We start from the raw sequence: 25,949 nt of genomic DNA, 5'->3' as shown, positions 1-25,949 counted from the left end.
CCCTTCGCTTCCCCCGGCCCCTGCGCCCCGGCGACCGTGTCGGCTCACCTCGCCGTCGAGCGGAGTCCCCGAGGAACTGCGCGCGCGCCTCGCCGTGGCGGTCTCCGCGGTCGGGGCACGCGGATACGAGGTCGTGACCGGCGACTGCATGGACGGCTCCGGCCACATCAGCGCCCCGGCCGCCGACCGGGCCCGTGAACTGACGGCGATGCTGACGGATCCCGGCATCAGGGCCGTGGTGCCGCCGTGGGGCGGGGAGACGGCGATCGATCTGCTGCCGCTGCTCGACTGGGACGCGCTGCGGGAGGCCGAGCCGACGTGGCTCGTCGGGTACTCGGACATGTCGACGCTCATGACGCCGCTGACCCTGCTCACCGGCACGGCGACGCTGCACGGCAACAACCTGCTGGACACCCCCTACCGGCCGCCCGCGGGGCTGCTGTCCTGGCTGGACATCGCGGCGGCCCCGCGCGGGCACCGCTTCACCCAGATCCCGCCGGGCCGTCACCGTGCCGCGGGCCATGACGACTGGGCCGGCGACCCGGGCGTACGCGACCTCGGTCTCGACACCCCCGGCCGGTGGACACGGCTGGACGGCGACGGGGACGTGGAAGCCGAGGGACGCCTGATCGGCGGCTGCATCGAGACCCTGAGCAACCTCACGGGCTCGCCGTACCTCGACGTCTCCGCCTTCGCGCGCGCCGAGGCGCCGCAGGGGCTCCTCGTCTACGTGGAGGCGGGAGGCGACGACGCCCTGGAGATCTGCCGCAATCTCCACGGAATGCGGCTGGCCGGCTGCTTCGACCACGCGAACGCCGTTCTCGTGGCCCGGTCGCCCGGCGCCGACGCCCCGTCGCTCACCCAGCACGAGGCGGTGCTGGACGCGCTGGGCTCCCTCGGCGTCCCGACCGTCGCGGACGTCGAGTGCGGTCACGTCCCGCCGTACCTGCCCCTGGTGAACGGAGCCCGCGGGCGGGTGGTGCTCACGCCGGAGCGCGCCGAGCTGACGCAGACGCTGGACTGACGGCCGCCCGGCACGCGGCGGGGCCGCCCGGGGAGGGGCGACCGCAGCCATGTACGGTGCCGGGCATGAGCGATGAGACCGCGGGAGCGACGCCGGGCTTCCTGGTGTGGCGGCTCTCGATGAAGTGGCGGGTGGCCGTCGACCGGGCGCTGGCGCCGCTCGGGCTCACCCACGCGCAGTACTCGGTCGTGGCGACCCTGCGGGGGCTCGACCGGTCCGGGATCCGGCCGAGTCAGCGCGAACTCGCCGACCACACCGGACTGGAGGCGCTCTACGTCTCCAAGCTGGCCCGTTCCCTGGAGACCGCCGGGATGGTGGAGCGCACCCGGGACGCCGTCGACAGCCGTGCGGTGCGGCTGGCGCTCACCGCACGGGGGCGGGAGGTCACCGGCCGGGCCGTCGGCGTCGTCCACGGGCTGATCGACGCCCAGCTCGCCCCGCTCGGCGGCACGGACAGCGAGCGCACCGCGGCATTCGTGCGCGATCTGACGGCCCTGCTGGCCGTACCGGCGGAGGGCCCGGCCGCCCGGCCGGCCGGCTGACGCGGCAGCGGGGCCGAAGGCCCGGTGGAGCCGCGGCGCCCGCCCGGCGCCGGGACCGGCCGCCGTCCGCCCCGTCTCGGACCGCGGCGAACACCGGCTTACCGCCGCCCCCGCACCGAGCGCCTGTGCCGCCTGCCCACCGGCTCCGGCGTACCAGGGGCAGGCTCCCAGGGCCGCCCCTGGCGGACCGGGTCCGCACCCTCGCTGCGCAGGGCGGTGGCCGGCTTGCCGAACCGACGTGGGCGCAGCCCGCTGAACGGGGCTGTCCAGGAGGGCCGCGGAGTCCCCGCGGCCCGGGCAGTGTCACGTCACACCCCTCGGCGCCCCCGGGCGCCGGCTCACGCGGGCGGCCCGTCCGATGCCGCCGCCCCCGGGCGGCGTGCCGCGGGGATCAGCTGGTGCAGCCGGTCGGCGGCGGAACGGCCGAACTCCTCGGTGTTGATGTGGGTGTCGTGGTCCACGACGCGCACCGCGCTGCCCGCGAGCCCCGCCCGTAACGCCGTGAACAGCGCCCCGTCCACGGCCGGGTCGTGGTAGGGGCCGCCCGGCGCGCCCAGGGTCGACAGCCCGCGCAGCGGTACGCACACCTCCACCGGGCCCCGGGCCGCGCGCAGTTTCGCCGCTATGCGCCGGCCCAGTTCCCCGCACTCGCCGGACGTCGTGCGGACGACCGTGATCGAGGGGTTGTGCACCAGCGGGTTGCGGTCGCGCAGGGCGGCGGGGACCGTCTCCGGCGGGCCGAACTTCACCATGTCCAGCGCCCCGAGGCTGACCACCTGCGGCACTCCGGCCAGCCCGGCGGCGGTCAGCCGGTCCGGTCCGGCCGTCAGGATGCCGCCGACCAGGTCGTCGGCGAGTTCGCTGAGCGTGAGGTCGAGCACCCCGGCGAAGACACCCTGTCCGGCGAGGGACTCCAGCGTCCGGCCGCCGGTGCCGCTGACGTGGAAGACCAGCACCTCGTAGCCGAGTTCGGCGAGCCGGGCGCGGGCCGCGTCCACACCGGGGGTGGTCACCCCCGCCATGCTGGCGGCCACCAGCGGCCGCCCGGCGGCCGCCAGGGTCTCCGGGCGCAGCGCGCGGGGCGAGGCGGCGAAGCCCTTCGCCATCCCGGCGGCCGCGTCCGCCGCGTTGGCGAGCACCGGCGCCAGCACCGGGTTGACCCCGGCGATGTCGACGACGCTGTACATCAGCGTGATGTCGGTCGATCCGACGTACCGGGCCACGTCGCCGGAGGCCATGGACGACACCATCAGCTTGGGCACCCCGAGCGGCAGCGCGCGCATCGCCCGGGTGGCGATCGACGTGCCGCCGCTGCCGCCGATCGCGAGCACGCAGTGGAGCCTGCCCTGGGAGTGGAGACGGGAGACGACCTCCGCGGCGCCGTGCGCCATGGCGGTGACGGCGGCCCCGCGGTCCCCGGCCGCGCGCAGCGCCTCTGCGTCCGCCCCCGCCGCGCGGGCGACCTCCTCGCCGGTCACGTCGGCGGCGGTGCGCGGTGTGCCGAGGGCGCCGGTGTCGACGACGATCACGTCGACCCCCAGCGCGAGGAGCCGTTCGCGCAGCCAGCCGTACTCCGCACCCTTGGTGTCCAGCGTTCCCACCAGCACAACTGTCGCCATGGACCGTACTGTTCGCGACATTCGGCCACGCGGCAAGAGTGCCTGGGGCATACGACGGAGGGGTCCCGCCCCCCGTGGGCGGGACCCCTCCGTCGTGCTGGGGACCGGTGGTCAGGCGCGGCCTGCGGTCTTCTGGGTCTTGCGGGTGATGGAGTCGATGACGACGGTGGCGAGGAGGACGCCGCCGGTGATCATGTACTGGATGGGGGTGGCGATGCCTTCGAGGGCGAGGCCGTACTGGATGGAGACGATGACCATGACGCCCAGGAGGGCGTTCCAGGTGCGTCCGCGGCCGCCGAAGAGGCTGGTGCCGCCGATGACGGCGGCGGCGATGACGTTCATGAGGAGGTCGCCGGCGCCGGCGCTCTGGTTGGCGGCGGCGATCTTGGAGGCCCAGAACAGTCCGCCGACGGCGGCGAAGAGTCCGGCGAGGGCGAAGACGGAGACGCGGACGGCGGTGACGTTGATACCGGCGCGGCGGGAGGCCTCGACACTGCCGCCGAGGGCGAAGATCTTGCGGCCGTAGGCGGTGCGGCGCAGCGTGAAGTCGGTGATCACGAGCACGGCGAGGAACAGCACCAGGGCCAGCGGCAGGCCCTTGTACTGGTTGAACATGACGGCTGCGGCGAACGCGATCACCGCGAGGACGACGGTGCGCAGCACGATGTCGGACAGGGGGCGGGAGGGGACGCCGGCTGCTGCGCGGCGGCGGTTGTCGAGGTAGGAGGAGAGGAAGAAGCCGGCGACGGCGAGGGCGGCGAGGGCGTAGGCGGCGGCGACGTCGGTGAAGTAGTAGGTGGTGAGCTGTCCGACGACGCCTTCGCCGTCGAGGTTGATGGTGCCGTTCTCGCCCAGGAGCTGGAGCATGAAGCCGAGCCAGAACAGCAGGCCGGCGAGGGTGACGGCGAAGGCGGGGGCGCCGATCTTGGCGAAGAAGAAGCCGTGCAGGGCGCCGATCGCGGCGCCGCTCACGAGGGCGACGAGGACGGCGAGCCATTCGTTCATGCCGTGGGTGACCGACAGGACGGCGACGATGGCGCCGGAGACGCCGGACACGGAGCCCACCGACAGGTCGATCTCGCCCAGCAGCAGGACGAAGATGATGCCGACGGCCATCATGCCGGTGGCGACCATGGTGACGGCGATGTTGGACAGGTTCTCCGCGGACAGGAACTGCCCGTTCATGCTCTGGAAGATGACCGCGATCACGATCAGGCCGATGACGACCGGGATCGAGCCGAGGTCACCGGCGTGCATCTTGCGCCGGAACTCCGACCAGTAGCCCTTCAGGCCCTGCTCGCGCACCAGCAGACGGGGATCGACCGCGGTGACCGCGTCGTGCGCCGCCTCCGGGTTGCCGACCACGGGCCCGCCCGCGGCGGCGGTGTCGGTGGACTTGTCGAGGCTGGTCACTTCTGGACCTCCGCGTTGCGCGCCGCACGGCGGGTCACGGCGTTGTCCGTGGCCCCGGTGATGGCGGAGATGATCTCTTCCTGCGAGGTCGACTTCACATCGAACACCCCGTTGTTGCGGCCCAGCCGCAGCACCGCGACCTTGTCCGCCACGGCCTTCACATCAGCCATGTTGTGACTGATCAGGATCACCGCGTGACCGCGCTCGCGCAGCCGCTCCACCAGATCCAGCACCTGCGCGGTCTGCTCCACGCCCAGCGCCGCGGTCGGCTCGTCCAGGATCACCAGCTTCGGCTCACCCAGCATCGACCGGGCGATCGCCACCGTCTGACGCTGACCGCCCGACAGCGACGCGATCGGGATCCGCACACTCGGAATCCGGATCGACAGCGTCTTCAGCAGCTCCAGCGCACGCCGCTCCATCTCCACCTCGTCCAGCACACCGCGCTTGCGCAGCTCCCGGCCGAGGTAGAGGTTGCCGACGACATCGATGTTGTCGCACAGGGCGAGGTCCTGGTAGACCGTCGCGATCCCCAGGCTCTGGGCGTCGTGCGGGCGGGTGATGGCCACCGTGCGGCCCTCCCACTCGATCGCGCCCTCGTCGATCGGGTGCACCCCGGCGATCGTCTTGACCAGCGTGGACTTTCCGGCACCGTTGTCGCCCACCAGGGCGACCACCTCACCGGCGTGGACCTCGAGCTCGACATCGGTGAGCGCCTGCACGGCACCGAACCGCTTCGAGACCCCGCGCAACGCCAACACGGGCGTAGCGGACACGTGAACCATCTCCTTGACCGCCTGACCGGCGGAGATCCCGCACCCCCACTGACTGGGGCGGCACGGTGGCTGAGCAGTACATGACGCGTGGCGACACCACACGCGAGTTTCCCCCCGGCACCCCGCCCCCGCAGCGGGGACTGAAGAACGAAGACGGGACACCGGAAGGCTTCCGCGGGACGACACCCGCCCCGCACGGAACCGGAGCCCTTCGGCCCCGGCCCCCGCCGGGCTACTTGAGGCCCAGCCGGTCGCACGCCGCCTTGAACTTCGGGGTGCAGATCTCCTGGATCGTGTACACCCCGTCCTTGACGACGGTGTCCTTGATGTTGTCCTCGGTCAGCGAGACCACGGGCACCAGGTAGGTGGGGATGCCCTTGGTCGTCGCGCTGTCGACCTTGGAGTCGGCGAGCGCGGCCAGTGAGCGTCCCTGGGCGAGGGCGACGGCCATCTTGGCGGCGGCCTCGGCCTCGGGCTCGTACGGCTTGTAGACGCTCATGAACTGCTCGCCCGCGACGATGCGCTGCACTCCGGCGAGCTCCGCGTCCTGGCCGGTGACCGGCGGGAGGGGGCTGATGCCGGCGGCCTTCAGGGCGGTGATGATGCCGCCGGCCATGCCGTCGTTGGCGGAGTAGACGCCGACGATCTTGTCCTTGCCGAGAGCCGAGATCGCCGCCTCCATGTTGGCGTTGGCGTTCTCCGGCTTCCACTCCTTGGTGTCGTACTCCTTGCCGACGGTGACCTTGCCGTCGAGCTCGGCGTGCGCGCCCTTCTTGAACAGCGCGGCGTTCGGGTCGGTGATCGCGCCGTTCATCATCACGATCTGGCCGCCCTCGGCCTTGTCGCCCAGCGCCTCGAGGAGGGCCTTGCCCTGGACGTGGCCGACCTCTTCGTTGTCGAAGGAGGTGTAGGCGTCGATCGGGCCCTCGGCGAGACGGTCGTAGGCGACGACGGGGATGCCGGCGTCCTTGGCCTTCTTCACACCGCCGGCGATCGCCTTGGAGTCGACCGCGTCCACGATCAGCACGTCGACCTTGTTGGTGATCATGGTGTCGACCTGCTGCGTCTGCAGGCTGGCGTCCTGCTTGGCGTTGGCGTAGACGACCTTCGCCCTGCCCTGGGTGAGGCTGTTGATCTCCGCCTCGATCAGCGGCTTGTCGAACTTCTCGTACCGGGCCGTCTGGTTCTCCGGGAGGAGCAGGCCGACGGTGATGTCGTTGCCCTTCTTCTCCGCGGGCTTGCCGGCGCTGTCGCCGGACTCCTTGGCGCTGCCGCACGCGGCGAGCGAGACGGCCATGGCCGTGGCGGCGGCCGCGACGGCGGCACGACGCAGAGGTGCGTTCACGATGGGGACCCTCCCTGACATGGCCGACTCGGCGGCCGAGGTAGGGGAAGTCAACTCGGCCCTCGGTGCGACGTCAAGAAGTGAATTGTTAACGAGATGGAAAAGCCCGCGTTCCTTCAGTAGTGGCACGCGTGCCGTCGATCGGGGCACCCGGGACCTCCTCGGATGCGCATCCGGGGGAAGGAAATGCTTCAACTCTTGAAGTCAGTAGGGATCTTGGGGCGGGTCGCCAGGCGCCGCACGCCGGGCGGCCGGACACGCCGGAGGGGCGGCCGGGACCGGTGACGGTCCCGGCCGCCCCTCCGGCGGCGTCGGTCAGCCCTGGCGGGCGGCGGTGCTGTTGCGCACCACCAGCGTGGTGGCGAGGTCCACCCGGGTGGCCGCCGGGCGGCGGCCGCGCCCCAGGTCGAGCACCAGCCGGGCGGCCGCCTCCGCCATCTCGGTCAGCGGCTGGCGGACGGTGGTCAGCGGCGGGCCGACCCACCGTGCGAGCGGCAGGTCGTCGAAGCCGACCACGCTCAGGTCCTCCGGGATGCGCAGCCCCAGTTCACGGGCGGCCTCGTAGAGCCCCAGGGCCTGGAGGTCGTTGCCGGTGAAGACCGCCGTGGGCCGGTCGGGCAGGCGCAGCAGCTCCATGCCCGCCGCGTGTCCCGCCTCGTGGTGGAAGTCGCCCTCGCGCACCAGCTCCGGGTCCACGGGTACGCCCGCCGCCTCCAGCGCCGAGCGGTAGCCGTCTATCCGCGCCCGGCTGCACATCATCCGGGCCGGTCCGCCGATCACGCCGATGCGGGTGTGGCCGAGCTCCAGCAGATGCCGGGTCGCCGCCAGCCCGCCCTGCCAGTTCGTGGTGCCCACCGACGGCAGGTCGTCACCGGGGTCGCCGGCCGGATCGACCACGACGAACGGGATGTTGCGACTGGTCAGCTGGGCGCGCTGGGCCGCGTCGAGATCGGAGAGCACCAGGATCACCCCGGCCGGACGCCGGGCCAGGACGCCGTCCACCCAGGTCTGCCCCGGCATCAGCCGGCCCGCGCTCTCGGAGAGCACCAGGCTCAGGCCCTCCTCGCGGGCGACGTTCTCCACGCCCCTGATGACCTCCATCGCCCAGGAGCTCTCCAGCTCGTGGAAGACGAGATCGATCATCCGCGACTGCTGTGCGGGGCTGCGGCGCCGGCGGTAGCCGTGCTGCCGCAGCAGGGCCTCCACCCGGGTGCGGGTGGCCGGGGCGACGTCCGCACGGCCGTTCAGGACCTTCGAAACTGTCGGGGCGGACACCCCGGCCGCACGGGCGATGGCGGCGAGCGTTGCGCCGCCCGCGGCAGGCCCTTCGGGCTCCGGCTGCTGGTCAGGCCGGGAGTGGGCGTTGGCGGGTCTCATGCCGCGCATCGTAGCCTGCCGCCCCTTCCGTGCAAGGTCCGACTTTCGATCGTGGAGCCTCCGCCCCACCCCTTGACGGGCCCGAAACCCGCTCGTACGGTTCCGGCAACATTCGACGGGCAACTCGAAAGTTTCGGAGAGGTGCGGTATGAGGTCGGAGAGAGTGCGCGGCAGGTCGCGAGCGGTGCGATGGACCGCGGCGATCGCCGCCGCGGCCATGACGGCCGTCCTCGCGGGCTGCGGTTCCGGCAGCGGCGGGGACTCGGCGGGAGGGAGCGGCACCCTCACCGCCTACGTCTACGGCGACGACGCCGTGAAGGTCCAGCAGGCCGCGGTCGACACGTTCAACAAGACGTCCGACGTCAAGGTCGAACTCGTCTCCGTGCCCGGCGCCGAGTACGTCAACAAGCTGCGCACCGCCATGGGCTCGCCGAACGCCCCCGACATCTTCTTCAACTGGGGCGGCGGCTCCATCAAGCCCTACGTCGACGCCGGCCAGCTCGTCGATCTGACGTCCGCCTTCGAGAGCGACCCCGTCCTGAAGGACGGCTTCCTCTCCCCGGTCGTCACCGCCGGCAGCCTGGACGGCAAGATCTACGGCGTCCCGATGCGCGGCATGCAGCCGGTCATGCTCTTCTACAACAAGACCCTCTTCGCCGAGCACGGGCTCCAGCCGCCGAAGACCTGGGAGGACCTGACGAAGGCCGTCACGGCCTTCAAGGAGAAGGAGATCACCCCCTTCGCGCTCGGCGGCACCGACGCCTGGACGCAGCTGATGTGGCTGGAGTACCTGCTCGACCGCGTCGGCGGCGCAGACGTCTTCCGCCGGATCCAGAACGGCGACTCCTCCGCCTGGGGCGACCCGGCCGTCCTGGAGGCCGCCACGATGGTGAAGCAGCTGATCGACGACGGGGCGTTCGGCAGGAACTTCACCTCGGTCTCCTACGCCAACGGCGGCGCCCCGGCGCTCTTCGCCCAGGGCAGGGCCGCCATGCACCTGATGGGCTCCTGGGAGTACTCGACCCAGCTCGGCAAGGCCCCCGAGTTCGCGAAGAACGACCTCGGCTGGACCGCCTTCCCCACCGTGCCCGGCGGCAGGGGCGACGCCGGCAACGTGGTCGGCAACCCCACCAACTACTGGTCCGTCAACGCCAGGACCAAGCACAAGGACGCCGCCGTCGCGTTCCTCAAGCAGATGGCGTCGCCGGAGTACACCAAGGCGCTCGTCGACAACGGAGACATCCCCACGACCGCGGACGCCGGGGACACCCTGGCCTCCTCGCCCAACCCCGCCTTCGCCGAGTTCCAGTACCGGATGGTCCAGCAGGCCCCCGACTTCACCCTCTCCTGGGACCAGGCCCTCGAAGCCGACAAGGCCACCCCGATGCTGACGGAGATCAACAAGCTCTTCGCCGGCACGTCGTCGCCCGAGCAGTTCACCGAAGCCCTCAAGGCGCTCACGTAACCATGACCACCGTCACCACACCGCTCGAGAAGCAGCGGACCGGCGCGGCGGCGGGCCCTCGGCCCCGCCGCCGCCCGGCGGCCGGCCGCCGCCGGGCCCCCGGCCGCCCCTCCGCCGCCTGGGCCCTGCCCGGTCTCGTCTTCTTCGCCCTGTTCGCCGTCGTGCCGATGGGCCTCGCCGTCTACCTGTCCTTCACCTCCTGGGACGGACTGACCTCGCCCACACCCGTCGGGTTCGACAACTGGACCCGGCTCTTCGGGGACCCCGAGTTCCTCCAGGCCGCCAGGCTCAGCGCACTGCTCACCGTGATCAGCTGGCTCTTCCAGACGCCCGTCGCCCTGCTGCTGGGCGTCTGGGCGGCCGGCCGCCAGCGCAACAGGGCCGTGCTGTCGGCAGTCTTCTTCCTGCCGCTGCTGCTCTCCACCACGGCGATCTCCGTGCTCTTCCACGCCCTGCTCGACCCCAACTTCGGCGTCGTCAAGGAGATCGGCCCCTGGTTCGGCATCGACCCGAACATCCTCGGCTCGTCCACCGGGGCGCTGCTCACCATCGCCTTCGTCGGCGGCTGGCAGTTCATGCCGTTCCACACCCTGATCTACCAGGGCGGCATGCGGCAGATCCCGCAGGTGCTCTACCAGGCCGCCGCCATCGACGGCGCGGGACCGGTCCGGCAGTTCTTCTCGATCACCCTGCCGCAGCTGCGGAACACCATCACCACGTCGTCGGTGCTCATGGTCGTCGGCTCGCTGACCTACTTCGACACCGTGCTGATCATGACCAAGGGCGGTCCGGGCACCGACACCACCATCGTGCCCTACCTGATGTACCGGGCCGGCTTCCAGAGCTACGACCTCGGCTACGCCAGCGCCGTCGCCACCGCGCTCGTCGTCGTCGCGACCGGACTGTCCCTGCTGATGGTCAGGTTCAGCGGATTCGGCGCGATGCGCTCGACCAGGGAAGGGATGTGACCGCGATGTCCGCGCACCCTACCGCGGCCCGCCCCGCCGCCCGCCGCCCCCGCCGCCTCGGGAACCCGCTCGCCGGAGCCGGCGCCCTCGTCTGGCTCGTCGTCGTGCTGCTGCCGCTGTACACCTTGATCTCGTCCTCGCTGACCCGGCAGGACCAGGCGCTCTCCGGCAACCCGCTCGCACCGCCCGCCGATCCCACGCTCGACAACTACGGCTTCGTCCTCGACAGCGGCTTCCTCACCCTGATGGGGAACACCGCCGTGGTCGCCGTCGCGACCGTCGCCCTGGTCCTGGTCCTCTCCGTCCCGGTCGCCTACGTCGCCGTGCGCACCCGCAGCGCCGCCTCCATGGCGGTCTTCCGGACCTTCCTGCTCGGCGTGGCCATTCCGGCGCAGGCCGTGGTCGTGCCGCTGTACCTGCTCATCGCGAAGATGGGCATGTACGACACCCTGCTCGCGGTCATCCTGCCCACCGCCGCCTTCGCGATGCCCGTCGCCGTGCTGGTCCTCACCTCGGCCATGCGCGACATCTCCGAGGAGCTGTACGAGGCGATGGCCCTCGACGGGGCCCGTCCGCTGCGGATGCTGTGGCAGCTGACCGTGCCGATGAGCCGGGCGGGCATCAGCACCGTGGGGATCTTCTCCGCGCTCCAGGCGTGGAACGGCTTCCTCTTCCCCCTCATCCTCACCCAGTCCGAGGAGCAGCGTGTGCTGACCCTCGGACTCTTCACCTTCATGGGGCAGTTCGGGCTGAACGTGCCCGCGCTGCTGGCCGCCGTCGTGCTCTCCGTGGTCCCGGTCTTCACGGTCTACCTCTTCGCCCGGCGCGCCCTGACCAACGGACTGATGGGCGTCGGCGGCAAGTGACGGAGCCCCACCGCTCCGGCCGCCCGCCCGTACCGGTCCGCAACGACGAGAGGAACACCTGCCCGATGGCAATCCCCCCTGCCCCGGACGCGCCGCCCGCGTCCGGCGCGCCCCCGGCCGCCGCCGCCCCGCGCGGCACGGACAGCGCCCCGGACCGCACCGGCGCTCCCTGGCGCGACACCGCGCTCGCCCCCGAGGAGCGGGTCGGCGACCTCATCGGACGGATGACGCTCGAGGAGAAGACCGCCCAGCTCTACGGGGTGTGGGTGGGCGCCGACACCGACGGCGACGGCGTCGCCCCCCACCAGAACGACATGGTGGACCCCGTCGACTGGGAGAGCCTGATCACCCGCGGCCTCGGACAGCTGACCCGGCCCTTCGGAACCGCGCCCGTGGACCCGGCGACCGGGGCCCTCGCCCTCGCCCGCGCGCAACGGCGGATCGCCGAGGCGAACCGCTTCGGCATTCCCGCGCTCGCCCACGAGGAATGCCTCGCCGGCTTCACCGCCTGGGGCGCCACCGCCTACCCCGTACCCCTGGCCTGGGGCGCCGCCTTCGACACCGAACTCGTCACCGAGATGGCCGGCCGCATCGGCCGCGACCTCCGGTCCGTCGGCGTCCACCAGGGCCTCGCCCCCGTCCTCGACGTCGTCCGGGACCTGCGCTGGGGACGGGTGGAGGAGACCATCGGCGAGGACCCCTACCTGGTCGCCACCATCGGCAGTGCCTACGTCCGCGGTCTGGAGGCGGCCGGAGTCGTCGCCACCCTCAAGCACTTCGCCGGCTACTCCGCGTCGGCCGGCGCCCGCAACCTCGCCCCCGTGCGGGCGGGCGCCCGCGAAATGGCCGACGTCATCCTCCCGCCGTTCGAGATGGCCCTGCGCGAAGGCGGCGCCCGTTCGGTGATGCACTCCTACGCCGAGATCGACGGGGTCCCCGCCGCCGCCGACCACCGCCTGCTGACCGGCCTGCTGCGGGACGCCTGGGGCTTCGACGGGACCGTCGTCGCCGACTACTTCGGTATCGGCTTCCTGGAGACCCTCCACAAGGTCGCCGCCGACCGCCCGGACGCCGCCCGCGTCGCGCTCACCGCGGGAGTCGACGTCGAACTGCCCACCGTCCGCTCGTACGGCGACGCGCTCGTCGGCGCGGTGCGCGACGGCTCCGTGCCCGAGGAGCTCGTCGACCGGGCGCTGCGGCGGGTGCTGCTCCAGAAGTGCGGACTCGGCCTGCTGGACCCCGGCTGGTCCGCGCTGCCGCCCGCGCTCGCCGCCGCGGAGGGCGACGGCGTGCCCGAACAGGTGCGCGGCACCGTGGACCTCGACCCGCCGGCCAACCGGGAGACGGCCCGGCTGCTGGCCGAACGCTCCTGCGTCCTGCTCGCCGACGACGGCGGAGTCCTCCCGCTGGACGCGCCCGCCCGCATCGCCGTGGTCGGCCCCCGCGCGAACGACCCCCTCGCCATGCTCGGCTGCTACAGCTTCCCCAGCCATGTGGGCGTCTCCCACCCCGAGGTCCCCGTGGGTGTGGACATCCCCACCGTCCTCGCCTCCCTCACCGCGGAGTTCCCGGCGGCCGACGTCCGGTTCGCCGAGGGCTGTGACGTGGACGGACCGGACACCTCGCGCATCGCCGACGCGGTGGCCGCCGCCCGTGACGCCGACGTCTGCGTCGCCGTCGTCGGCGACCGCGCCGGACTTTTCGGACGCGGCACCTCGGGGGAGGGGTGCGACGCGGCCGACCTGTCCCTGCCCGGCGTCCAGGGCGCGCTGCTGGACGCCCTGCTGGCCACCGGCACGCCCGTCGTCGTCGTCCTGGTCACCGGCCGCCCCTACGCCCTGGGCCGCTGGGCCGGCCGGCCGGCCGCCGTGGTCCAGGCGTTCTTCCCCGGCGAGGAGGGCGGGCCCGCGCTCGCCGGAGTGCTGTCCGGACGGGTCAACCCCAGCGGCCGGCTCCCGGTCTCGGTGCCCCGCGGTCCCGGCGGCCAGCCGTGGACGTACCTCCAGCCGCCGCTCGGGCTCGCCGGCGGCGTCAGCAACCTCGACCCGACACCCCTCTACCCCTTCGGACACGGCCTGTCCTACACGACGTTCGCCTGGGAGGCCGGTGCGCCCGCGCCCGGGGAGATCGCCACCGACGGCGAGGCGGACATCGAGGTCGTGGTCCGCAACACCGGCGCACGGGACGGGGCCGAGGTCGTCCAGCTCTACCTGCACGACCCGGTCGCCCAGACCACCCGCCCGCAGGCACGGCTCGTGGGCTACGCCCGGGTGCCGCTCGCGGCGGGGGAGGCGGCCAGGGTGACCTTCCGCTTCGCCGCGGACCTGGCCTCGTTCACCGGCCTGGACGGCGGCAGGATCGTGGAACCGGGCGACCTGGAGCTGCGGGCGGCCTCGTCGAGCTCCGCCGACGCCGTCCGCCACCGCGTCCGGCTGCGGCTGACCGGCCCGCAGCGCCGGGTCGGCCACGAGCGCCGGATGCACTGCCCGGCGCACGTCACCCCGCTCACCGGCTGACACCCGGGCCCCGCCGCCGGACGCCGTGCCGTGCGGGCGTCGCCCCGGGGGAGCCGTCCGCTCCCCTGGGCGGCGCCCGCACGTGGCCTCCCCGGCGTGCTCACCGCGACCGGGGCGACCGCGCGCCGCCCGCGCAGTCCACCACCGGCCGGGGCGCGACGGCCGCCGGCGGAAGCTGCCCCGGCGACGCGGCCGCAAAGGGGCGAAAGGGGCGCGGGACGCGGGGCAGGTGCGATCCTCGGAGCGGACGCACCCGAAACGCCGTTCGCTCAAGGAGGGACTGACCCCATGTCGGAGAACAGCGGCTGGGCGAATCCGCTGCGGGACCCCCTCGACCGGAGACTGCCCCGGATCGCGGGCCCTTCCGGTCTGGTGATCTTCGGAGTCACCGGGGACCTGTCCCGCAAGAAGCTGATGCCCGCCGTCTACGACCTCGCCAACCGCGGCCTGCTGCCGCCGGGTTTCTCACTCGTCGGCTTCGCCCGCCGTGACTGGGCCGACCAGGACTTCGCCCAGGAGGTCCACGACGCCGTCCGCGAGCACGCGCGCACCCCCTTCCGCGAGGAGGTGTGGCAGCAGCTCGCGGAGGGGATGCGCTTCGTGCAGGGCGACTTCGACGACGACAGCGCCTTCGAGCAGCTGCGGGCCACCGTCGAGCACCTCGACAAGGCCCAGGGCACCGGCGGCAACTTCGCCTTCTACCTCTCGGTGCCGCCCAAGTTCTTCCCCAAGGTCGTCCAGCAGCTCAAGGACCACGGGCTGTCCGGCGCGCCCGCCGGCTCCTGGCGGCGCGCCGTCATCGAGAAGCCCTTCGGCCACGACCTGGCAAGCGCCAAGGAGCTCAACGCGATCGTCCACGACGTCTTCGCGCCGGACGAGGTCTTCCGGATCGACCACTACCTGGGCAAGGAGACCGTCCAGAACATCCTGGCGCTCCGCTTCGCCAACACCCTCTTCGAACCGGTCTGGAACCGGTCGTACGTCGACCACGTGCAGATCACCATGGCCGAGGACATCGGCATCGGCGGCCGGGCCGGCTACTACGACGGCATCGGCGCCGCCCGTGACGTCATCCAGAACCACCTCCTCCAGCTGCTCGCGCTGACCGCGATGGAGGAGCCCGCCTCCTTCGACGCGGCCTCCCTCGTCACCGAGAAGCTCAAGGTGCTCCGGGCGGTCCGCCTCCCCGCCGACCTGGGCCGGCACACCGTGCGCGGCCAGTACGCCGCGGGCTGGCAGGGCGGCGAACAGGCGGTGGGCTACCTCCAGGAGGACGGCATCGCGCCCCGCTCGACCACCGACACCTACGCGGCGGTCAAGCTCGGCATCGACAACCGCCGCTGGGCGGGGGTCCCGTTCTACCTGCGCACCGGCAAGCGGCTGGGGCGCCGGGTCACCGAGATCGCGGTGGTCTTCCAGCGTGCCCCGCACTCCCCGTTCGACTCCACCGCCACCGACGAGCTCGGGCAGAACGCCCTCGTCATCCGCGTGCAGCCGGACGAGGGCGTGACCATGCGCTTCGGCTCCAAGGTGCCCGGCACCTCCATGGAACTGCGCGACGTGACCATGGACTTCGCCTACGGGGAGTCGTTCACCGAGTCCAGCCCCGAGGCGTACGAACGGCTCATCCTCGACGTCCTCCTCGGCGACGCCAACCTGTTCCCGCGCACCGAGGAGGTCGAGGAGTCCTGGCGCATCCTCGACCCCGTCGAGGACCACTGGCAGAAGAACGGCACGCCCGCGCAGTACGCCTCCGGCACCTGGGGCCCCGCGGAGGCCGACGAGATGCTCGCACGAGACGGACGGAGCTGGCGCAGGCCATGAAGATCGACCTCACGGACACCACGGCGGGCAAGATCAACAAGGCGCTGGTGCAGGGCCGCCGCGCGATCGGCACCCCGGCCGTCGGCATGGTCCTCACCCTCGTCATCGTGACCGACGAGGAGAACGCCTACGACGCCATCAAGGCGGCCGGCGACGCCTCCCGCGAACACCCCTCGCGCACCCTCGTCGTCATCAAGCGCCACGCCCGCTCCCCGCGCGACCGCCACGACACCCGGCTCGACGCCGAGGTCCGCCTCGGCAGCGACGCCGGCGCCGGGGAGACCGTGCTGCTGCGGCTGCACGGCGAGCTCGCCGACCGTGCCGACTCGGTGGTGCTGCCCCTGCTGCTGCCCGACGCGCCCGTCGTCGTCTGGTGGCCCGTCGACGCGCCCCCGGTCCCGGCCCGGGACCCGCTCGGCTCGCTCGCCCAGCGCCGGATCACCGACGCCTACGCCGTCGAGGAACCGCTGCGCGAACTCGCCGCCCGCGCGGACGGATACGAGCCCGGCGACACCGACCTGGCCTGGACGCGGCTGACCCCCTGGCGCTCCATGCTCGCCGCGGCCCTGGACCAGGCGCGCACCGAAGTGCTCTCCGCGGTCGTGGAGAGCGAGGCGGAGAACCCCAGCGCCGAACTGCTCGCCCGCTGGTTCTGCGCCCGCCTCGGGGTGCCGGTGGAGCAGGTCGTCACGGCGGGTCCCGTCGTCACCGCGGTGCGGCTGCGCACCGCCGACGGGGAGATCCACATCGACCGGCCCGAGGGGCCGGTCGCCCGCCTGTCGATCCCGGGCCAGCCGAACAGGGTGCTCGCCCTCAAGGTGCGCACCACCGCCGAACTCATCGCGGAGGAACTCCGCCGGCTCGATCCCGACGAGGCGTACGCGGCGGCGCTGCACACGGCAATCATCGCCCCGCCCCCGCGGGCCGAGAGCGAAGCCGGCTGAATACGGCGCGACGCCCGCCCCGCGCGGCGGGCGGGCGCGGTGGGTGCATTCAGGGGTGCGGCGAAAAGCCGCACCCCTGAACCCGGTCCATCGGGTGACAGCCGGTTGACTTCACCGGCCCGTGGACAGCGACCGCACGGTCACCTGACCCGTGCGACCGCAGACAGAGGGCTCGTCCACCACGCGTGAGGCGTGGCGGACGAGCCCGTCGTTGCTCAAAGAAGCGTGCCGTCGGCTACTCGGCCGACGAGGCCACGAACGCGGCCCACCCGCCGCGGCCGACCCGCAGCACCGGCCCGCCGGCGGCGCTCTTCGAGTCGCGCACGTACACGGCGTCCGCCGTGGCGGCCACCTCCACGCAGTCCCCACCGCTCGTGCCGCTGTAGCTGCTCTTGAACCAGGCGAGTTCCGCCGGCTGGGTGGTGGAGTGTTCCGTGCTCATAGCTCCCCTGCCATGCGCTCGATGAATCGAGAGGACTCCTCTGTGTCGAGGGCCTGCGTGCGCAGCATCCCATACCGCAGCCAGAACTCGCTGACCTCGTCTCGTGCTGACCGGACGGTCACGACGTCCTGCGCTTCCACGTAGACGGTCTGCCTGTGGTCGGTCGACTCCAGCAGCACCATGGGGCCGTTGAGCCCACTGTGCGCTCCCCGGGACGTCGGCATCACCTGGAGCTCGACGTTGCGCATACGAGAACAGACCAGCAGGTGGTCCAACTGCTCGGACATGACGCCCTCGTTGTTGACCACACGCCGAAGCGCGCCTTCCTCCACGACGAAGACGAAGACCACGGGCGGACTCTTCCGCCCGAGCAGCGACTGCCTGGCGAGCCTGGCGGCCACGCGCTGCTCGACGATCTCCTCGTCCAGCGGCGGAAAGTGCGCCGCGAGCAGCGACTGCGCATAGGCCTCCGTCTGCAGGAGCCCGGGAACGAGCAACGGGTCGTAGGAGAACCGGCTGACCGCCTCGGTCTCCAGGAGCGCTACGTTCCGGAAGAACTGCGGCAGCTTCGCCCGGTCGACGTCGTCCTGGAGGACCTCCAGCACTCCCCGTGCCTCCAGCACCCGGTCCGACGCTGTGGTGAACGCCGTCTTCGCGGGTCGGCGGCCCTGCTCCACCGAGGCGACCTGTTCCAGTGAGTAGCCGATCGCCTCCGCCAGCGCCTGCTGGCTCAACCCGGCGCGCTTCCGCAGGTGTTGCAGCAGCCGGCCGTACGCCGACCACACCCCCGGCAGGTCGCTCTCCTCCTTGCCCTTCGCCGTACGGCTGTTCCGTGTGTCCCGCACCGCCCTCACGCCCTTCCCGTCCCCGAGTGCGCCCGCCCGTCCCACCACGGCGGCCGTCCTTGCCCTGTGCCTGGGCCGTGTTCAACGCGAACGGACTCATCCCGGCAACGCCCCCGCACCCGTACCACGCCCGTACAGCCACCCGCCGGACCTGCTGCGCCCACCCTCGTACGGCTTCAACAGTGGGACGCCGATGCCGCCGTGGCGCGAATCCGCGGGGGCCTCGCCGAGCCGACGCCGGGCCACCGTCAGCTGCTGATCCGGCGCAACCGCACCACCGGCGATTTCGCCTGCCACCGCTGCCATTCCACCGGGCCGGATCCGTTGCGCTCACCGGCTCGGCTGGTCCGACAGGCGACGCCGCCGTCAGACACGATCACGGGCCGGCGATTGCCGTCGACGAGCCGTGGCCTCGACCGTGGGGGTCCCCGTGCCGCGTTCGGAGAGGAGCCCCCGGAACTCAGCGGCGTCCGACTCGGCCCACGGTCGCTGTATCAGCCGCTCGGGTTTCCCGGTGGAACGACATCGTCTCGTACGCAGTCATGACCTCACTGTGCTCCACGGATCATCACGAACCAGAGCTGGAGCACTACGACCCGGATCACTCGGAGATCCCGCACCGGACGGACACCCGGCGGCCACCGCTGCCCCTATTCCGAGCAAGCCCCCGGAATCCGCGCGACGCCCGTCCCCAGAATTCACGCGGTGGTTCGAGGCTGAAGTGTGAAGGCCGTGTGACGTCGCCCCCGGATTCCGGTCCCTCCGTCGGATCTGCACAGCGAATGCTCAGGCGGCACATCGTCTTCGCACCCTTGGTAAGTCGCTGACCTGCGGAAATCAATGTCTGTGCGGGCATGTCCCGTTTGTCTTCCGGTGGGTTCGGCGCACCGGGGCCCGCTCTCGGGCGATCCCGTGAAGAAGGTGGCCCCGATTCATGTAGGCGCGTGCACGTCCCCGCAATACAGAACCCGGAACCGGGCCCGGACGGCCGTTCGCGGTCTCTCCGGGATTGGGCCGCCAACGCTCGTACGTGCTTTGATCCTTCGCACCGCGGGAAAGCGATACCGGTTCTCGGACCGGGAATCTCCCCCCACCCCGCTGGGCGGCCGGTGTGGCAATTCGCCAGCCGGGCGCCGACATTTCGCACCATCCATCCGAAGGGAAGCTTCTCCATGAACTTCGTCCCCACCCAGGAGATCTCCGACAGCGAGCTGGACGCCGTGGCCGGCGGCCTGCAGAGCGCCGTGCTCGGCAACGCCACCTCCGCCCTGGACACCATCGCCCCGGTCTCCGCCACCGTCGGCACCGTGACCGGCCTCGTCGAGGGCGCCACCGGCATCGACACCGCGGCCGTCACCGGCCCGGTCACCGGTCTCGTCGCCGGCCTGTAAGGCCTCCCGGTCCGCAGGACCTCCGCGGCCCGCCGGCCCGCTCTGCCGGCGGCGCCGTGCCGTGTGCCCCGGAACCCGCCAGGTTCCGGGGCACACGGCCGTCAGCCCCCGCCGTGCGGCGCACGGCCCGTAGGACGGGATGCGCCGTCGAGCCCTCCGCCCGCGGGAGGCGGCACGGACATCCCCCGGCACCCCCAGGGAAGCGTGTCGTGCAGTTCCGCCAACAGGCACTCTCCAGACTGCGGTCGCCCGAGGACATCGACCTCCCGGTGCGCTACGCGCGCCCCCGGGGACCGCTCGTCCTCGCGGTCACCCTCGCCGCCGTGCTCGCCGCCGCCGCGTGGGCGGTGACCGGCACCGTGACCTCCACCGTCACCGCCCCCGGTGTGCTCACCCACGCCCAGGGCAGCTACGTCCTCCAGAGCCCGGTCTCCGGCCAGATCACCGCCGTCCTCGCCGAGGAGGGCGAACGCGTCGCCGCCGACGCCCCCCTGCTGAAGGTCCGCACCGCGGCCGGCGACACGGTCGTGCGGACCATCGCCGCCGGCCGGGTCACCGCACTCGTCGCCGCGATCGGCTCGGTCGTCACCACCGGCGGCGACATCGCCGCCGTCGAACGGGTCCGCTCCGCCGGCGACCCGCTGATGGCCGTCCTCTACGTCCCCGCGGGCAGCGGCCCCGACGTGTCCGTCGGAGCACGGGTCGACCTGAGCGTCCAGTCCGTCGCCGCCCAGCGGTACGGCGTGCTGCGCGGCACGGTCACCTCCGTCGGCAGGACCGCCCAGACCAGCCGGAGCATCACCGCCTTCCTCGGCAGCGGCCAGCTCGGCGAGCAGTTCTCCGCGAAGGGCCTGCCCGTCGCCGTGGTCGTCGAGCTCGACACCGACCCGCGGACCGAGTCCGGCTACGCCTGGTCCACGTCCGGCGGCCCGCCCCACGCGCTCGAGTCCATGACCCTCGCGAGCGGCTCCGTCCGCACCGCCGCCCTCCACCCGATCGATTGGCTGCTGCCGTGACCCCCGCAGGCGACACCGCCGCACCCGCCCAGCGGCGGCTCCCGCCCGGGGGCCGCCGCAGACACCGCCCCGAGCCCGCCCGCTCCGGCCGACGCGGCAGCCGGCGGGCCGGCCCCCGGCGCGCGCAGCCGAAGCCGAAACCGGTGCGCACCCCCACCGTCCTCCAGATGGAGGCCGTCGAGTGCGGCGCCGCCGCACTCGCCATGGTCCTCGCCCACCACGGACGCCATGTGCCGCTGGAGGAACTGCGGATCGCCTGCGGCGTGTCCCGCGACGGCTCCCGCGCGAGCAACATCCTGAAGGCCGCCCGCGGATACGGACTCACCGCCAAGGGCATGCAGATGGAGGCCACCGCCCTCGCCGGCGTCCGGGCTCCCGCCATCCTCTTCTGGGAGTTCAACCACTACGTCGTGTACGACGGCCCCTCCCGCCGCCGGGGCCGCCGCGGGGTCCGCATCAACGACCCCGACCAGGGACGCAGGTTCGTGCCCGACGAGGACTTCGACAGCAGCTTCACCGGGGTCGCCCTCGTCCTCGAACCAGGCCCCGGCTTCACCCCGGGCGGCCGCAGGCCCGGCGTCCTCGGCGCCGTCCCCGCGCGGATGCGCGGCACCACCGGCACCCTGCTCGCCGCGCTCCTGGCCAGCCTGCTGCTCGTCGCCGTCGGCGCGGCCGTCCCCGCCCTCAGCCGCACCTGGATCGACACCTTCCTGATCGGGGGACAGACCTCCCTGCTCGGGCCCCTCTTCGCGTCGCTGGCCGCCCTGGTGGTGCTCACCGCCGTGCTCACCGGCCTCCAGCAGGCCAACCTGCTGCGGGGCCGCATCATCTCCTCCACCCTCGGCAGCGCCCGGTTCCTGCGGCACCTGCTGCGGCTGCCGGTCACCTTCTTCGCCCAGCGCAGCCCCGCCGACCTGGTGCAACGCCTCCAGTCCAACGACGCCGTCGCCGAGACCCTCGCACGCGACCTCGCGGCGGCCGCCGTCGACGGGGTGGTGGTCGTCCTCTACGCGGCCCTGCTGTGGACCTACGACCCCCAGCTGGCCGTCGTCGGCGTCGGCGTCGCCCTCCTCAACGTGGTGGCCGTCCGGACCGTGCTGCGGCTGCGCGCCACGGACACCCAGAAGCTGCGCGCCGACAGCGCCCGGCTGACCAACACCTCGTACACCGGACTCCAGCTGATCGAGACGATGAAGGCCACCGGCGGGGAGGACGGCTGGTTCCGGCGCTGGGCCGGGCAGCACGCCACCACCCTGGAGGTCCAGCAGCGGCTCGGGGTGCCCAGCGCGTACCTCGCGGTCGTCGCCCCGGCACTCGCCACGCTCAACAGCGCCCTGATCCTGTGGATCGGCGGACTGCGGGCCGTCGAGGGCCATCTCTCGATCGGCCTGCTGGTCGCCTTCCAGGCGCTGGTCGCCCGCTTCACCGCCCCGGTCACCCGCCTCAACTCGGTCGCCGGACGCATCCAGGACTTCGCCGCGGACGTCGCCCGCCTCAAGGACGTCGAGAACTTCCCCGTCGACGGCCTGTACTCCCGCGAGGCGCCCGCCCCCAGCACCCGCCGGCTCAAGGGCCACGTGGAACTGGAGGGGATCACCTTCGGCTACAGCCCGCTCGACGCGCCCCTGCTGCGCGGCTTCTCGCTGGCGGTCGGACCGGGCCGCCAGGTCGCGCTCGTCGGCGGCTCGGGCAGCGGCAAGTCCACGGTGTCCCGGCTCGTGTCGGGGCTGTACGAGCCGTGGGAGGGGACCATCCGCATCGACGGGGAACGCCTGGAGGACATCCCGCGCAGCGCGCTGGCCGCGTCCGTCTCCTTCGTCGACCAGGACGTCTTCCTCTTCGAGGGCACGGTCCGGGACAACGTGGCGCTGTGGGACCCGTCGGTCACCGACGACGCCGTCACCGCCGCCCTGCGCGACGCGGCCGTCCTCGACACCGTCACCGCCAGACCGGACGGCATCCACGGCCGCGTGGAGCAGGACGGCCGCAACTTCTCCGGCGGCCAGCGCCAGCGGCTGGAGATCGCCCGGGCCCTCGTCCGCCGCCCGAGCGTCCTGGTCCTCGACGAGGTCACCAGCGCGCTCGACGCGGAGACCGAACGCGTCGTCATCGACAACATCCGCAGACGCGGCTGCGCCTGTGTGATCATCGCCCACCGCCTGAGCACGGTGCGCGACAGCGACGAGATCGTGGTGCTCGACCACGGAACGGTCGTGGAGCGGGGCCGCCACGAGGACCTGATCGCCGCCGGCGGTGTCTACGCCGGCCTCGTCGAGGAGCGCTGACGTGTCCGTTCCCGTTCCCCACCCCCTGCCGGGCGGAGGCGTGTCCGAGCCCTGGTCCCAGGCAGGCGGAGGCGGGTCCGAGCCCTGGTCCCCGGCGGGCGGCCCGTTCGTCCCCCACCCCGCGAGCGGTGCCGCCGCCCCGGCCGGACCCGCCCCGGCGGCGGGCGGCCACGCGGGGCACACCGACCCCGTCGTCGCCGCGTTCGGCGCCCTGGGCACGCCCGTCGACTGCACCGGGCTGCGCAGCCTCCACCTGGAGGGCCCGCAGGTGCTCTGGCTGGTGGCCGCCGGCTCCCTGGACCTGTTCGCCGTCGACGCGGCGGAGGAGGGCCACTGGCACTTCCTCGGCCGCCCCGCGGCGGGCTCCCTGCTGCTCGGCCCCGTCGACGGCCCCCGCCACACGCTCGTCGGCCGCCCCTCGCCGGAGTGCCGTCTGCGCCGTATCCCGCTGCGCGAGCTGTACCAGGACCCGTACGCCACCGACCCCGGCGCCACCGACCCGTACGGCGTGCCCCGGTATCCGGCGGACGCAGCCGCCGGCGCCCACCCCGCGGCCGGGCACCCGGGCGACCCGTACGGGACGGCGGCCGGGCATCCCGGCCACCACGGCGCGCACGACACCCCGTGGACCGGGCTGGAGCACCCCTTCGCCCTCGGCGCCGGACGCGGGCTCGGCGTCCTGCTCCAGGCGCCGCTCGACGGCCGCCCGGCGGGCGCCGCCGCCACCGCCGACGACGACGTGCTGTGGATGCCCGTGGAGGCGGGCGATGTGCGCTACGGGGCCGCCCACAGCGCGGACTTCGCGGGCGACCTGCTCGTCGACGGCGCCATGTGGCAGCGCATGGTGAACCAGCAGTACCGGCTGCTGGCGGCCGTCGACCACTGGATCGAGGAGCTCGAACGCGCCCACGAGGACCGGGCCGCGGCCGGGATCAGGGCGGGCGAGGACGTGCGCGCACGCGCGGACAGGGCGCTCGTCGACTCCATCGGCAGGCGCTCCGGGACCCGCGCCCCGCTGGACTCCGCCTCGGACGACGCGGTGTTCGCCGTCTGCGCGGCCGTCGCCCGTGCGGCCGGCATCGACCTCGCCGGCGCCCCGCGCGGCGGCGCCGGGGACGAACGCCTGTCACCGGTCGAACGGGTGGCGGCCGGAGCCCGCGTCCGCACCCGGCCGGTGCGCCTGACCGGTGACTGGTGGCGCACCGACGCCGGCCCGCTGGTCGGCCACCGTGCCGCGTCCGGCGCCCCCGTCGCCCTGCTGTGGCGCCGCGGCCGCTACGAGGCGCTGAATCCGGTCACCGGCTCGCGGACCCGCGTGGGACGGGCGGAGGCCGACGGCTTCGAGCCCCGCGCGACCATGTTCTGCCGACCCCTGCCCGACACCCCCGCGAGCCTCGGGACGCTGGCCCGTTTCGCGCTGCGGGGCGCCGCGCCCGACGTGCGCAGACTGCTGCTCGGCGGCCTCGTCACCGTGCTGCTCGGCGCGCTGGTCCCGCTCGCCACCGGACGGGTGCTCGGCGCGTACGTGCCGAACGCCGAGACCGGGCCGATCGCCACGACCGCCGTCGCGCTGATGACCGCCGCCGTGGTCTCGGCCGCCTACATGCTGATGCAGAACCTCACCCTCCTGCGGATGGAGGGACGGATGGAGAGCACCCTGCAACCGGCCGTCTGGGACCGGCTGCTGAGGCTGCCGGCACGCTTCTTCACCGAGCGCTCCACCGGCGAACTGGCGAGCGCGGCCATGGGCATCGGCTCCATCCGCCGGATGCTGTCCGGCGTCGCCCCGGTCGCCGTGCAGTCCGGCACCGTGGGCCTGGTCAACGTGGCCCTGCTGCTCTGGCTCAGCGTGCCGCTGGCCCTCGCGGCCCTGGGCATGCTGCTCGCCGTCTCGACGGTCTTCCTGGTGATGGGCCTGTGGCAGGTGCGCGGCCAGCGCCAACTCGTCGAACTGGGCAACAGGCTGAACAACCAGGCGTTCCAGACCCTGCGCGGACTGCCCAAGCTCCGGGTCGCGGCCGCCGAGGGCTTCGCGTACGCCGCCTGGGCGGGGGAGTTCGCCCGCACCCGCGAACTCCAGCAGCGGGTGGGGCGGATCAGGAACTGGACGACCGTCCTCGATGCGGTGTACCTGCCGCTCACCGCACTGCTGATGTTCGTCCTGCTGTCCGGGCCCGCGCGCGGCAGCATGTCGGCCGGCGAGTTCCTCACCTTCAACGCGGCCGTCACCATGCTGCTGACGTCCGTCACCCAGCTCACCGGCGTCCTGGTGTCCGCCGTCGCCGTGCTTCCCGTGTTCGAGCAGGTGCGGCCGATCCTGGACGAGCTGCCGGAGGTCCGCGGCACGGGCGGCCGGCCGGGCGCGCTGACCGGCGCGATCGAGGCCAGGGGACTGTCGTTCCGCTACCACGGCGACGGGCCGGCGGTCCTCGACGACGTCTCGCTGAGCGTGCGGCCGGGGGAGTTCGTCGCCGTCGTCGGCCCGAGCGGCTGCGGCAAGTCGACGCTGCTGCGCCTGCTGATCGGCTTCGAACGGCCGGACTCCGGGGCGGTCCTCTACGACGGCCAGGACCTGGCCGCCCTCGACCGGGCGGCGGTGCGCCGCCAGTGCGGTGTGGTGCTCCAGAACGCCCAGCCGCTCAGCGGTTCGCTCCGGGAGTGCATCTGCGGGGCCGGGAGCTTCGACGACGACGAGGTCTGGGCCGCCGCCGAGATGGCCGGCCTGGCCGACGACATCCGGCGCATGCCCATGGGGCTGCACACCATGATCGCGCAGGGCGGGGCGATATCCGGCGGGCAGCGCCAGCGGCTGATGATCGCCCAGGCACTGGTGCGCCGGCCGCGGATCCTCTTCCTCGACGAGGCGACGAGCGCGCTGGACAACGGGACCCAGCGCACCGTCATCGCGTCGACCCGCGCGCTCCGGGCCACCCGGATCGTCATCGCCCACCGGCTGAGCACGGTCCTGGACGCCGACCGGGTGCTGGTGATGGACGCCGGGCGGATCGTGGAGGAGGGCCGCCCGGCCGAACTCCTCGCCGACCCCGGGGGGCGGCTGCACGGGCTGGTGCGCCGGCAGATGGCCTGAGCGGGCCCCGCCGCGCGAAGCTTGTGGCGGTCCCGGCCCAGGGGTTGACCGGGACCGCCAAGGGACATCCCGCGGTACGGCGGAGTGCCCGGATTGAACACCGGAGCCGGCGCGAGGAGGGAGCGCCGTCACCGGATGTCCGTTCGTGGGGCGGCGGTCGTGCTCCGTGGAGCGGCCGCCACGAGAAGTAAATATATATACCG

At 73.0% G+C, this 25,949-nt stretch carries 19 protein-coding genes and 2 pseudogenes; 12 read left to right on the top strand and 9 right to left on the bottom strand.

Translation table 11 applies throughout. The features are described from left to right. Positions 1–76 precede the first annotated feature (76 nt). Positions 77–1,024 (top strand): S66 family peptidase, encoded by a 948-nt coding sequence (locus IAG43_RS02925; protein ID WP_187744272.1) that lies wholly within the window; start codon positions 77–79, stop codon positions 1,022–1,024. A gap of 65 nt (positions 1,025–1,089) precedes the next feature. Continuing rightward, complete coding sequence (locus tag IAG43_RS02920; protein ID WP_187739180.1) at positions 1,090–1,566, top strand: MarR family winged helix-turn-helix transcriptional regulator; 477 nt, start codon at positions 1,090–1,092, stop codon at positions 1,564–1,566. A gap of 167 nt (positions 1,567–1,733) precedes the next feature. Here the strand turns inward: IAG43_RS02920 and IAG43_RS02915 are convergent. The 6 genes and pseudogenes from IAG43_RS02915 to IAG43_RS02890 all read right to left on the bottom strand — a co-directional run. Further along, a pseudogene (locus IAG43_RS02915) lies at positions 1,734–1,814 on the bottom strand (IS5/IS1182 family transposase); the annotation flags it as partial. A gap of 90 nt (positions 1,815–1,904) precedes the next feature. Continuing rightward, entirely contained in the window at positions 1,905–3,185 is a 1,281-nt protein-coding gene (locus IAG43_RS02910) for a Tm-1-like ATP-binding domain-containing protein (protein WP_187739179.1), read from the bottom strand. Positions 3,186–3,296: 111 nt separating this feature from the next. Then, entirely contained in the window at positions 3,297–4,598 is a 1,302-nt protein-coding gene (locus tag IAG43_RS02905) for a sugar ABC transporter permease (protein ID WP_187739178.1), read from the bottom strand. After that, positions 4,595–5,383, bottom strand: coding sequence for an ATP-binding cassette domain-containing protein (locus IAG43_RS02900; protein ID WP_187739177.1), 789 nt, complete (start codon positions 5,381–5,383; stop codon positions 4,595–4,597). The genes IAG43_RS02905 and IAG43_RS02900 overlap by 4 nt, the downstream gene beginning before the upstream one ends. Before the next feature lie 223 nt (positions 5,384–5,606). After that, positions 5,607–6,671 (bottom strand): substrate-binding domain-containing protein, encoded by a 1,065-nt coding sequence (locus tag IAG43_RS02895; RefSeq protein WP_187744271.1) that lies wholly within the window; start codon positions 6,669–6,671, stop codon positions 5,607–5,609. Between the two features lie 363 nt (positions 6,672–7,034). Continuing rightward, entirely contained in the window at positions 7,035–8,096 is a 1,062-nt protein-coding gene (locus tag IAG43_RS02890; protein WP_187739176.1) for a LacI family DNA-binding transcriptional regulator, read from the bottom strand. A gap of 148 nt (positions 8,097–8,244) precedes the next feature. On the opposite strand from IAG43_RS02890, the gene IAG43_RS02885 reads away from it, so the two are divergent. The 6 genes from IAG43_RS02885 (at position 8,245) to opcA (ending at position 16,679) form a co-directional block, all read left to right on the top strand. Beyond that, positions 8,245–9,561 (top strand): extracellular solute-binding protein, encoded by a 1,317-nt coding sequence (locus tag IAG43_RS02885; protein WP_187739175.1) that lies wholly within the window; start codon positions 8,245–8,247, stop codon positions 9,559–9,561. Positions 9,562–9,563: 2 nt separating this feature from the next. Next, positions 9,564–10,529, top strand: a complete 966-nt coding sequence (locus tag IAG43_RS02880; protein ID WP_187739174.1) for a carbohydrate ABC transporter permease — start codon at positions 9,564–9,566, stop codon at positions 10,527–10,529. A 5-nt stretch (positions 10,530–10,534) separates the two neighbouring features. After that, positions 10,535–11,395: a carbohydrate ABC transporter permease gene (locus tag IAG43_RS02875; RefSeq protein WP_187739173.1), complete on the top strand. Its 861-nt coding sequence runs from the start codon at positions 10,535–10,537 to the stop codon at positions 11,393–11,395. 65 nt (positions 11,396–11,460) lie between these two features. Then, complete coding sequence (locus IAG43_RS02870; protein WP_187739172.1) at positions 11,461–13,911, top strand: beta-xylosidase/alpha-l-arabinosidase; 2,451 nt, start codon at positions 11,461–11,463, stop codon at positions 13,909–13,911. 288 nt (positions 13,912–14,199) lie between these two features. Beyond that, a complete protein-coding gene (zwf, locus tag IAG43_RS02865; RefSeq protein ID WP_187739171.1) occupies positions 14,200–15,735 on the top strand; it encodes a glucose-6-phosphate dehydrogenase in 1,536 nt (511 codons plus the stop codon). After that, positions 15,732–16,679: a glucose-6-phosphate dehydrogenase assembly protein OpcA gene (gene opcA, locus IAG43_RS02860; RefSeq protein ID WP_187739170.1), complete on the top strand. Its 948-nt coding sequence runs from the start codon at positions 15,732–15,734 to the stop codon at positions 16,677–16,679. Before zwf ends, opcA begins: the two co-directional genes overlap by 4 nt. A gap of 235 nt (positions 16,680–16,914) precedes the next feature. On the opposite strand, the gene IAG43_RS02855 is transcribed toward opcA, so the two are convergent. The 3 genes and pseudogenes from IAG43_RS02855 to IAG43_RS34330 all read right to left on the bottom strand — a co-directional run. Then, a complete protein-coding gene (locus IAG43_RS02855; RefSeq protein ID WP_187739169.1) occupies positions 16,915–17,121 on the bottom strand; it encodes a DUF397 domain-containing protein in 207 nt (68 codons plus the stop codon). After that, a complete protein-coding gene (locus tag IAG43_RS02850) occupies positions 17,118–17,966 on the bottom strand; it encodes a helix-turn-helix domain-containing protein (protein ID WP_246574044.1) in 849 nt (282 codons plus the stop codon). The genes IAG43_RS02855 and IAG43_RS02850 overlap by 4 nt, the downstream gene beginning before the upstream one ends. A 411-nt stretch (positions 17,967–18,377) precedes the next feature. Next, positions 18,378–18,510, bottom strand: a pseudogene (locus IAG43_RS34330) (GNAT family N-acetyltransferase); the annotation flags it as partial. 628 nt (positions 18,511–19,138) lie between these two features. On the opposite strand from IAG43_RS34330, the gene IAG43_RS02845 reads away from it, so the two are divergent. The 4 genes from IAG43_RS02845 (at position 19,139) to IAG43_RS02830 (ending at position 25,746) form a co-directional block, all read left to right on the top strand. After that, complete coding sequence (locus IAG43_RS02845; RefSeq protein WP_187739168.1) at positions 19,139–19,357, top strand: type A2 lantipeptide; 219 nt, start codon at positions 19,139–19,141, stop codon at positions 19,355–19,357. Positions 19,358–19,566: 209 nt separating this feature from the next. Beyond that, positions 19,567–20,373 carry an HlyD family efflux transporter periplasmic adaptor subunit gene (locus IAG43_RS02840; protein WP_187739167.1) on the top strand — a complete coding sequence of 269 codons (807 nt, stop codon included), beginning with the start codon at positions 19,567–19,569 and terminating at the stop codon, positions 20,371–20,373. Beyond that, on the top strand, positions 20,358–22,658 hold the full coding sequence (locus IAG43_RS02835; protein WP_425508565.1) for an NHLP family bacteriocin export ABC transporter peptidase/permease/ATPase subunit: 2,301 nt from the start codon (positions 20,358–20,360) through the stop codon (positions 22,656–22,658). The genes IAG43_RS02840 and IAG43_RS02835 overlap by 16 nt, the downstream gene beginning before the upstream one ends. Positions 22,659–22,926: 268 nt before the next feature. Next, positions 22,927–25,746 (top strand): NHLP bacteriocin export ABC transporter permease/ATPase subunit, encoded by a 2,820-nt coding sequence (locus tag IAG43_RS02830; RefSeq protein ID WP_425508637.1) that lies wholly within the window; start codon positions 22,927–22,929, stop codon positions 25,744–25,746. Positions 25,747–25,949: the final 203 nt, after the last annotated feature.

This window comes from Streptomyces genisteinicus (assembly GCF_014489615.1).
GTDB lineage: Bacteria > Actinomycetota > Actinomycetes > Streptomycetales > Streptomycetaceae > Streptomyces > Streptomyces genisteinicus.
The sequence above is the reverse complement of the archived record's forward strand: the minus strand, read 5'-3'. Positions and strand labels throughout refer to the sequence as shown.

Coding starts and splice junctions, on each gene's coding strand:
- IAG43_RS02900 (WP_187739177.1), bottom strand. CDS start 5,383: ATGGTTCACGTGTCCGCTACGCCCGTGTTGGCGTTGCGCGGGGTCTCG.
- IAG43_RS02910 (WP_187739179.1), bottom strand. CDS start 3,185: ATGGCGACAGTTGTGCTGGTGGGAACGCTGGACACCAAGGGTGCGGAG.
- IAG43_RS02870 (WP_187739172.1), top strand. CDS start 11,461: ATGGCAATCCCCCCTGCCCCGGACGCGCCGCCCGCGTCCGGCGCGCCC.
- IAG43_RS02920 (WP_187739180.1), top strand. CDS start 1,090: ATGAGCGATGAGACCGCGGGAGCGACGCCGGGCTTCCTGGTGTGGCGG.
- IAG43_RS02890 (WP_187739176.1), bottom strand. CDS start 8,096: ATGAGACCCGCCAACGCCCACTCCCGGCCTGACCAGCAGCCGGAGCCC.
- IAG43_RS02885 (WP_187739175.1), top strand. CDS start 8,245: ATGAGGTCGGAGAGAGTGCGCGGCAGGTCGCGAGCGGTGCGATGGACC.
- zwf (WP_187739171.1), top strand. CDS start 14,200: ATGTCGGAGAACAGCGGCTGGGCGAATCCGCTGCGGGACCCCCTCGAC.
- IAG43_RS02855 (WP_187739169.1), bottom strand. CDS start 17,121: ATGAGCACGGAACACTCCACCACCCAGCCGGCGGAACTCGCCTGGTTC.
- IAG43_RS02895 (WP_187744271.1), bottom strand. CDS start 6,671: ATGGCCGTCTCGCTCGCCGCGTGCGGCAGCGCCAAGGAGTCCGGCGAC.
- IAG43_RS02875 (WP_187739173.1), top strand. CDS start 10,535: ATGTCCGCGCACCCTACCGCGGCCCGCCCCGCCGCCCGCCGCCCCCGC.
- IAG43_RS02880 (WP_187739174.1), top strand. CDS start 9,564: ATGACCACCGTCACCACACCGCTCGAGAAGCAGCGGACCGGCGCGGCG.
- IAG43_RS02845 (WP_187739168.1), top strand. CDS start 19,139: ATGAACTTCGTCCCCACCCAGGAGATCTCCGACAGCGAGCTGGACGCC.
- opcA (WP_187739170.1), top strand. CDS start 15,732: ATGAAGATCGACCTCACGGACACCACGGCGGGCAAGATCAACAAGGCG.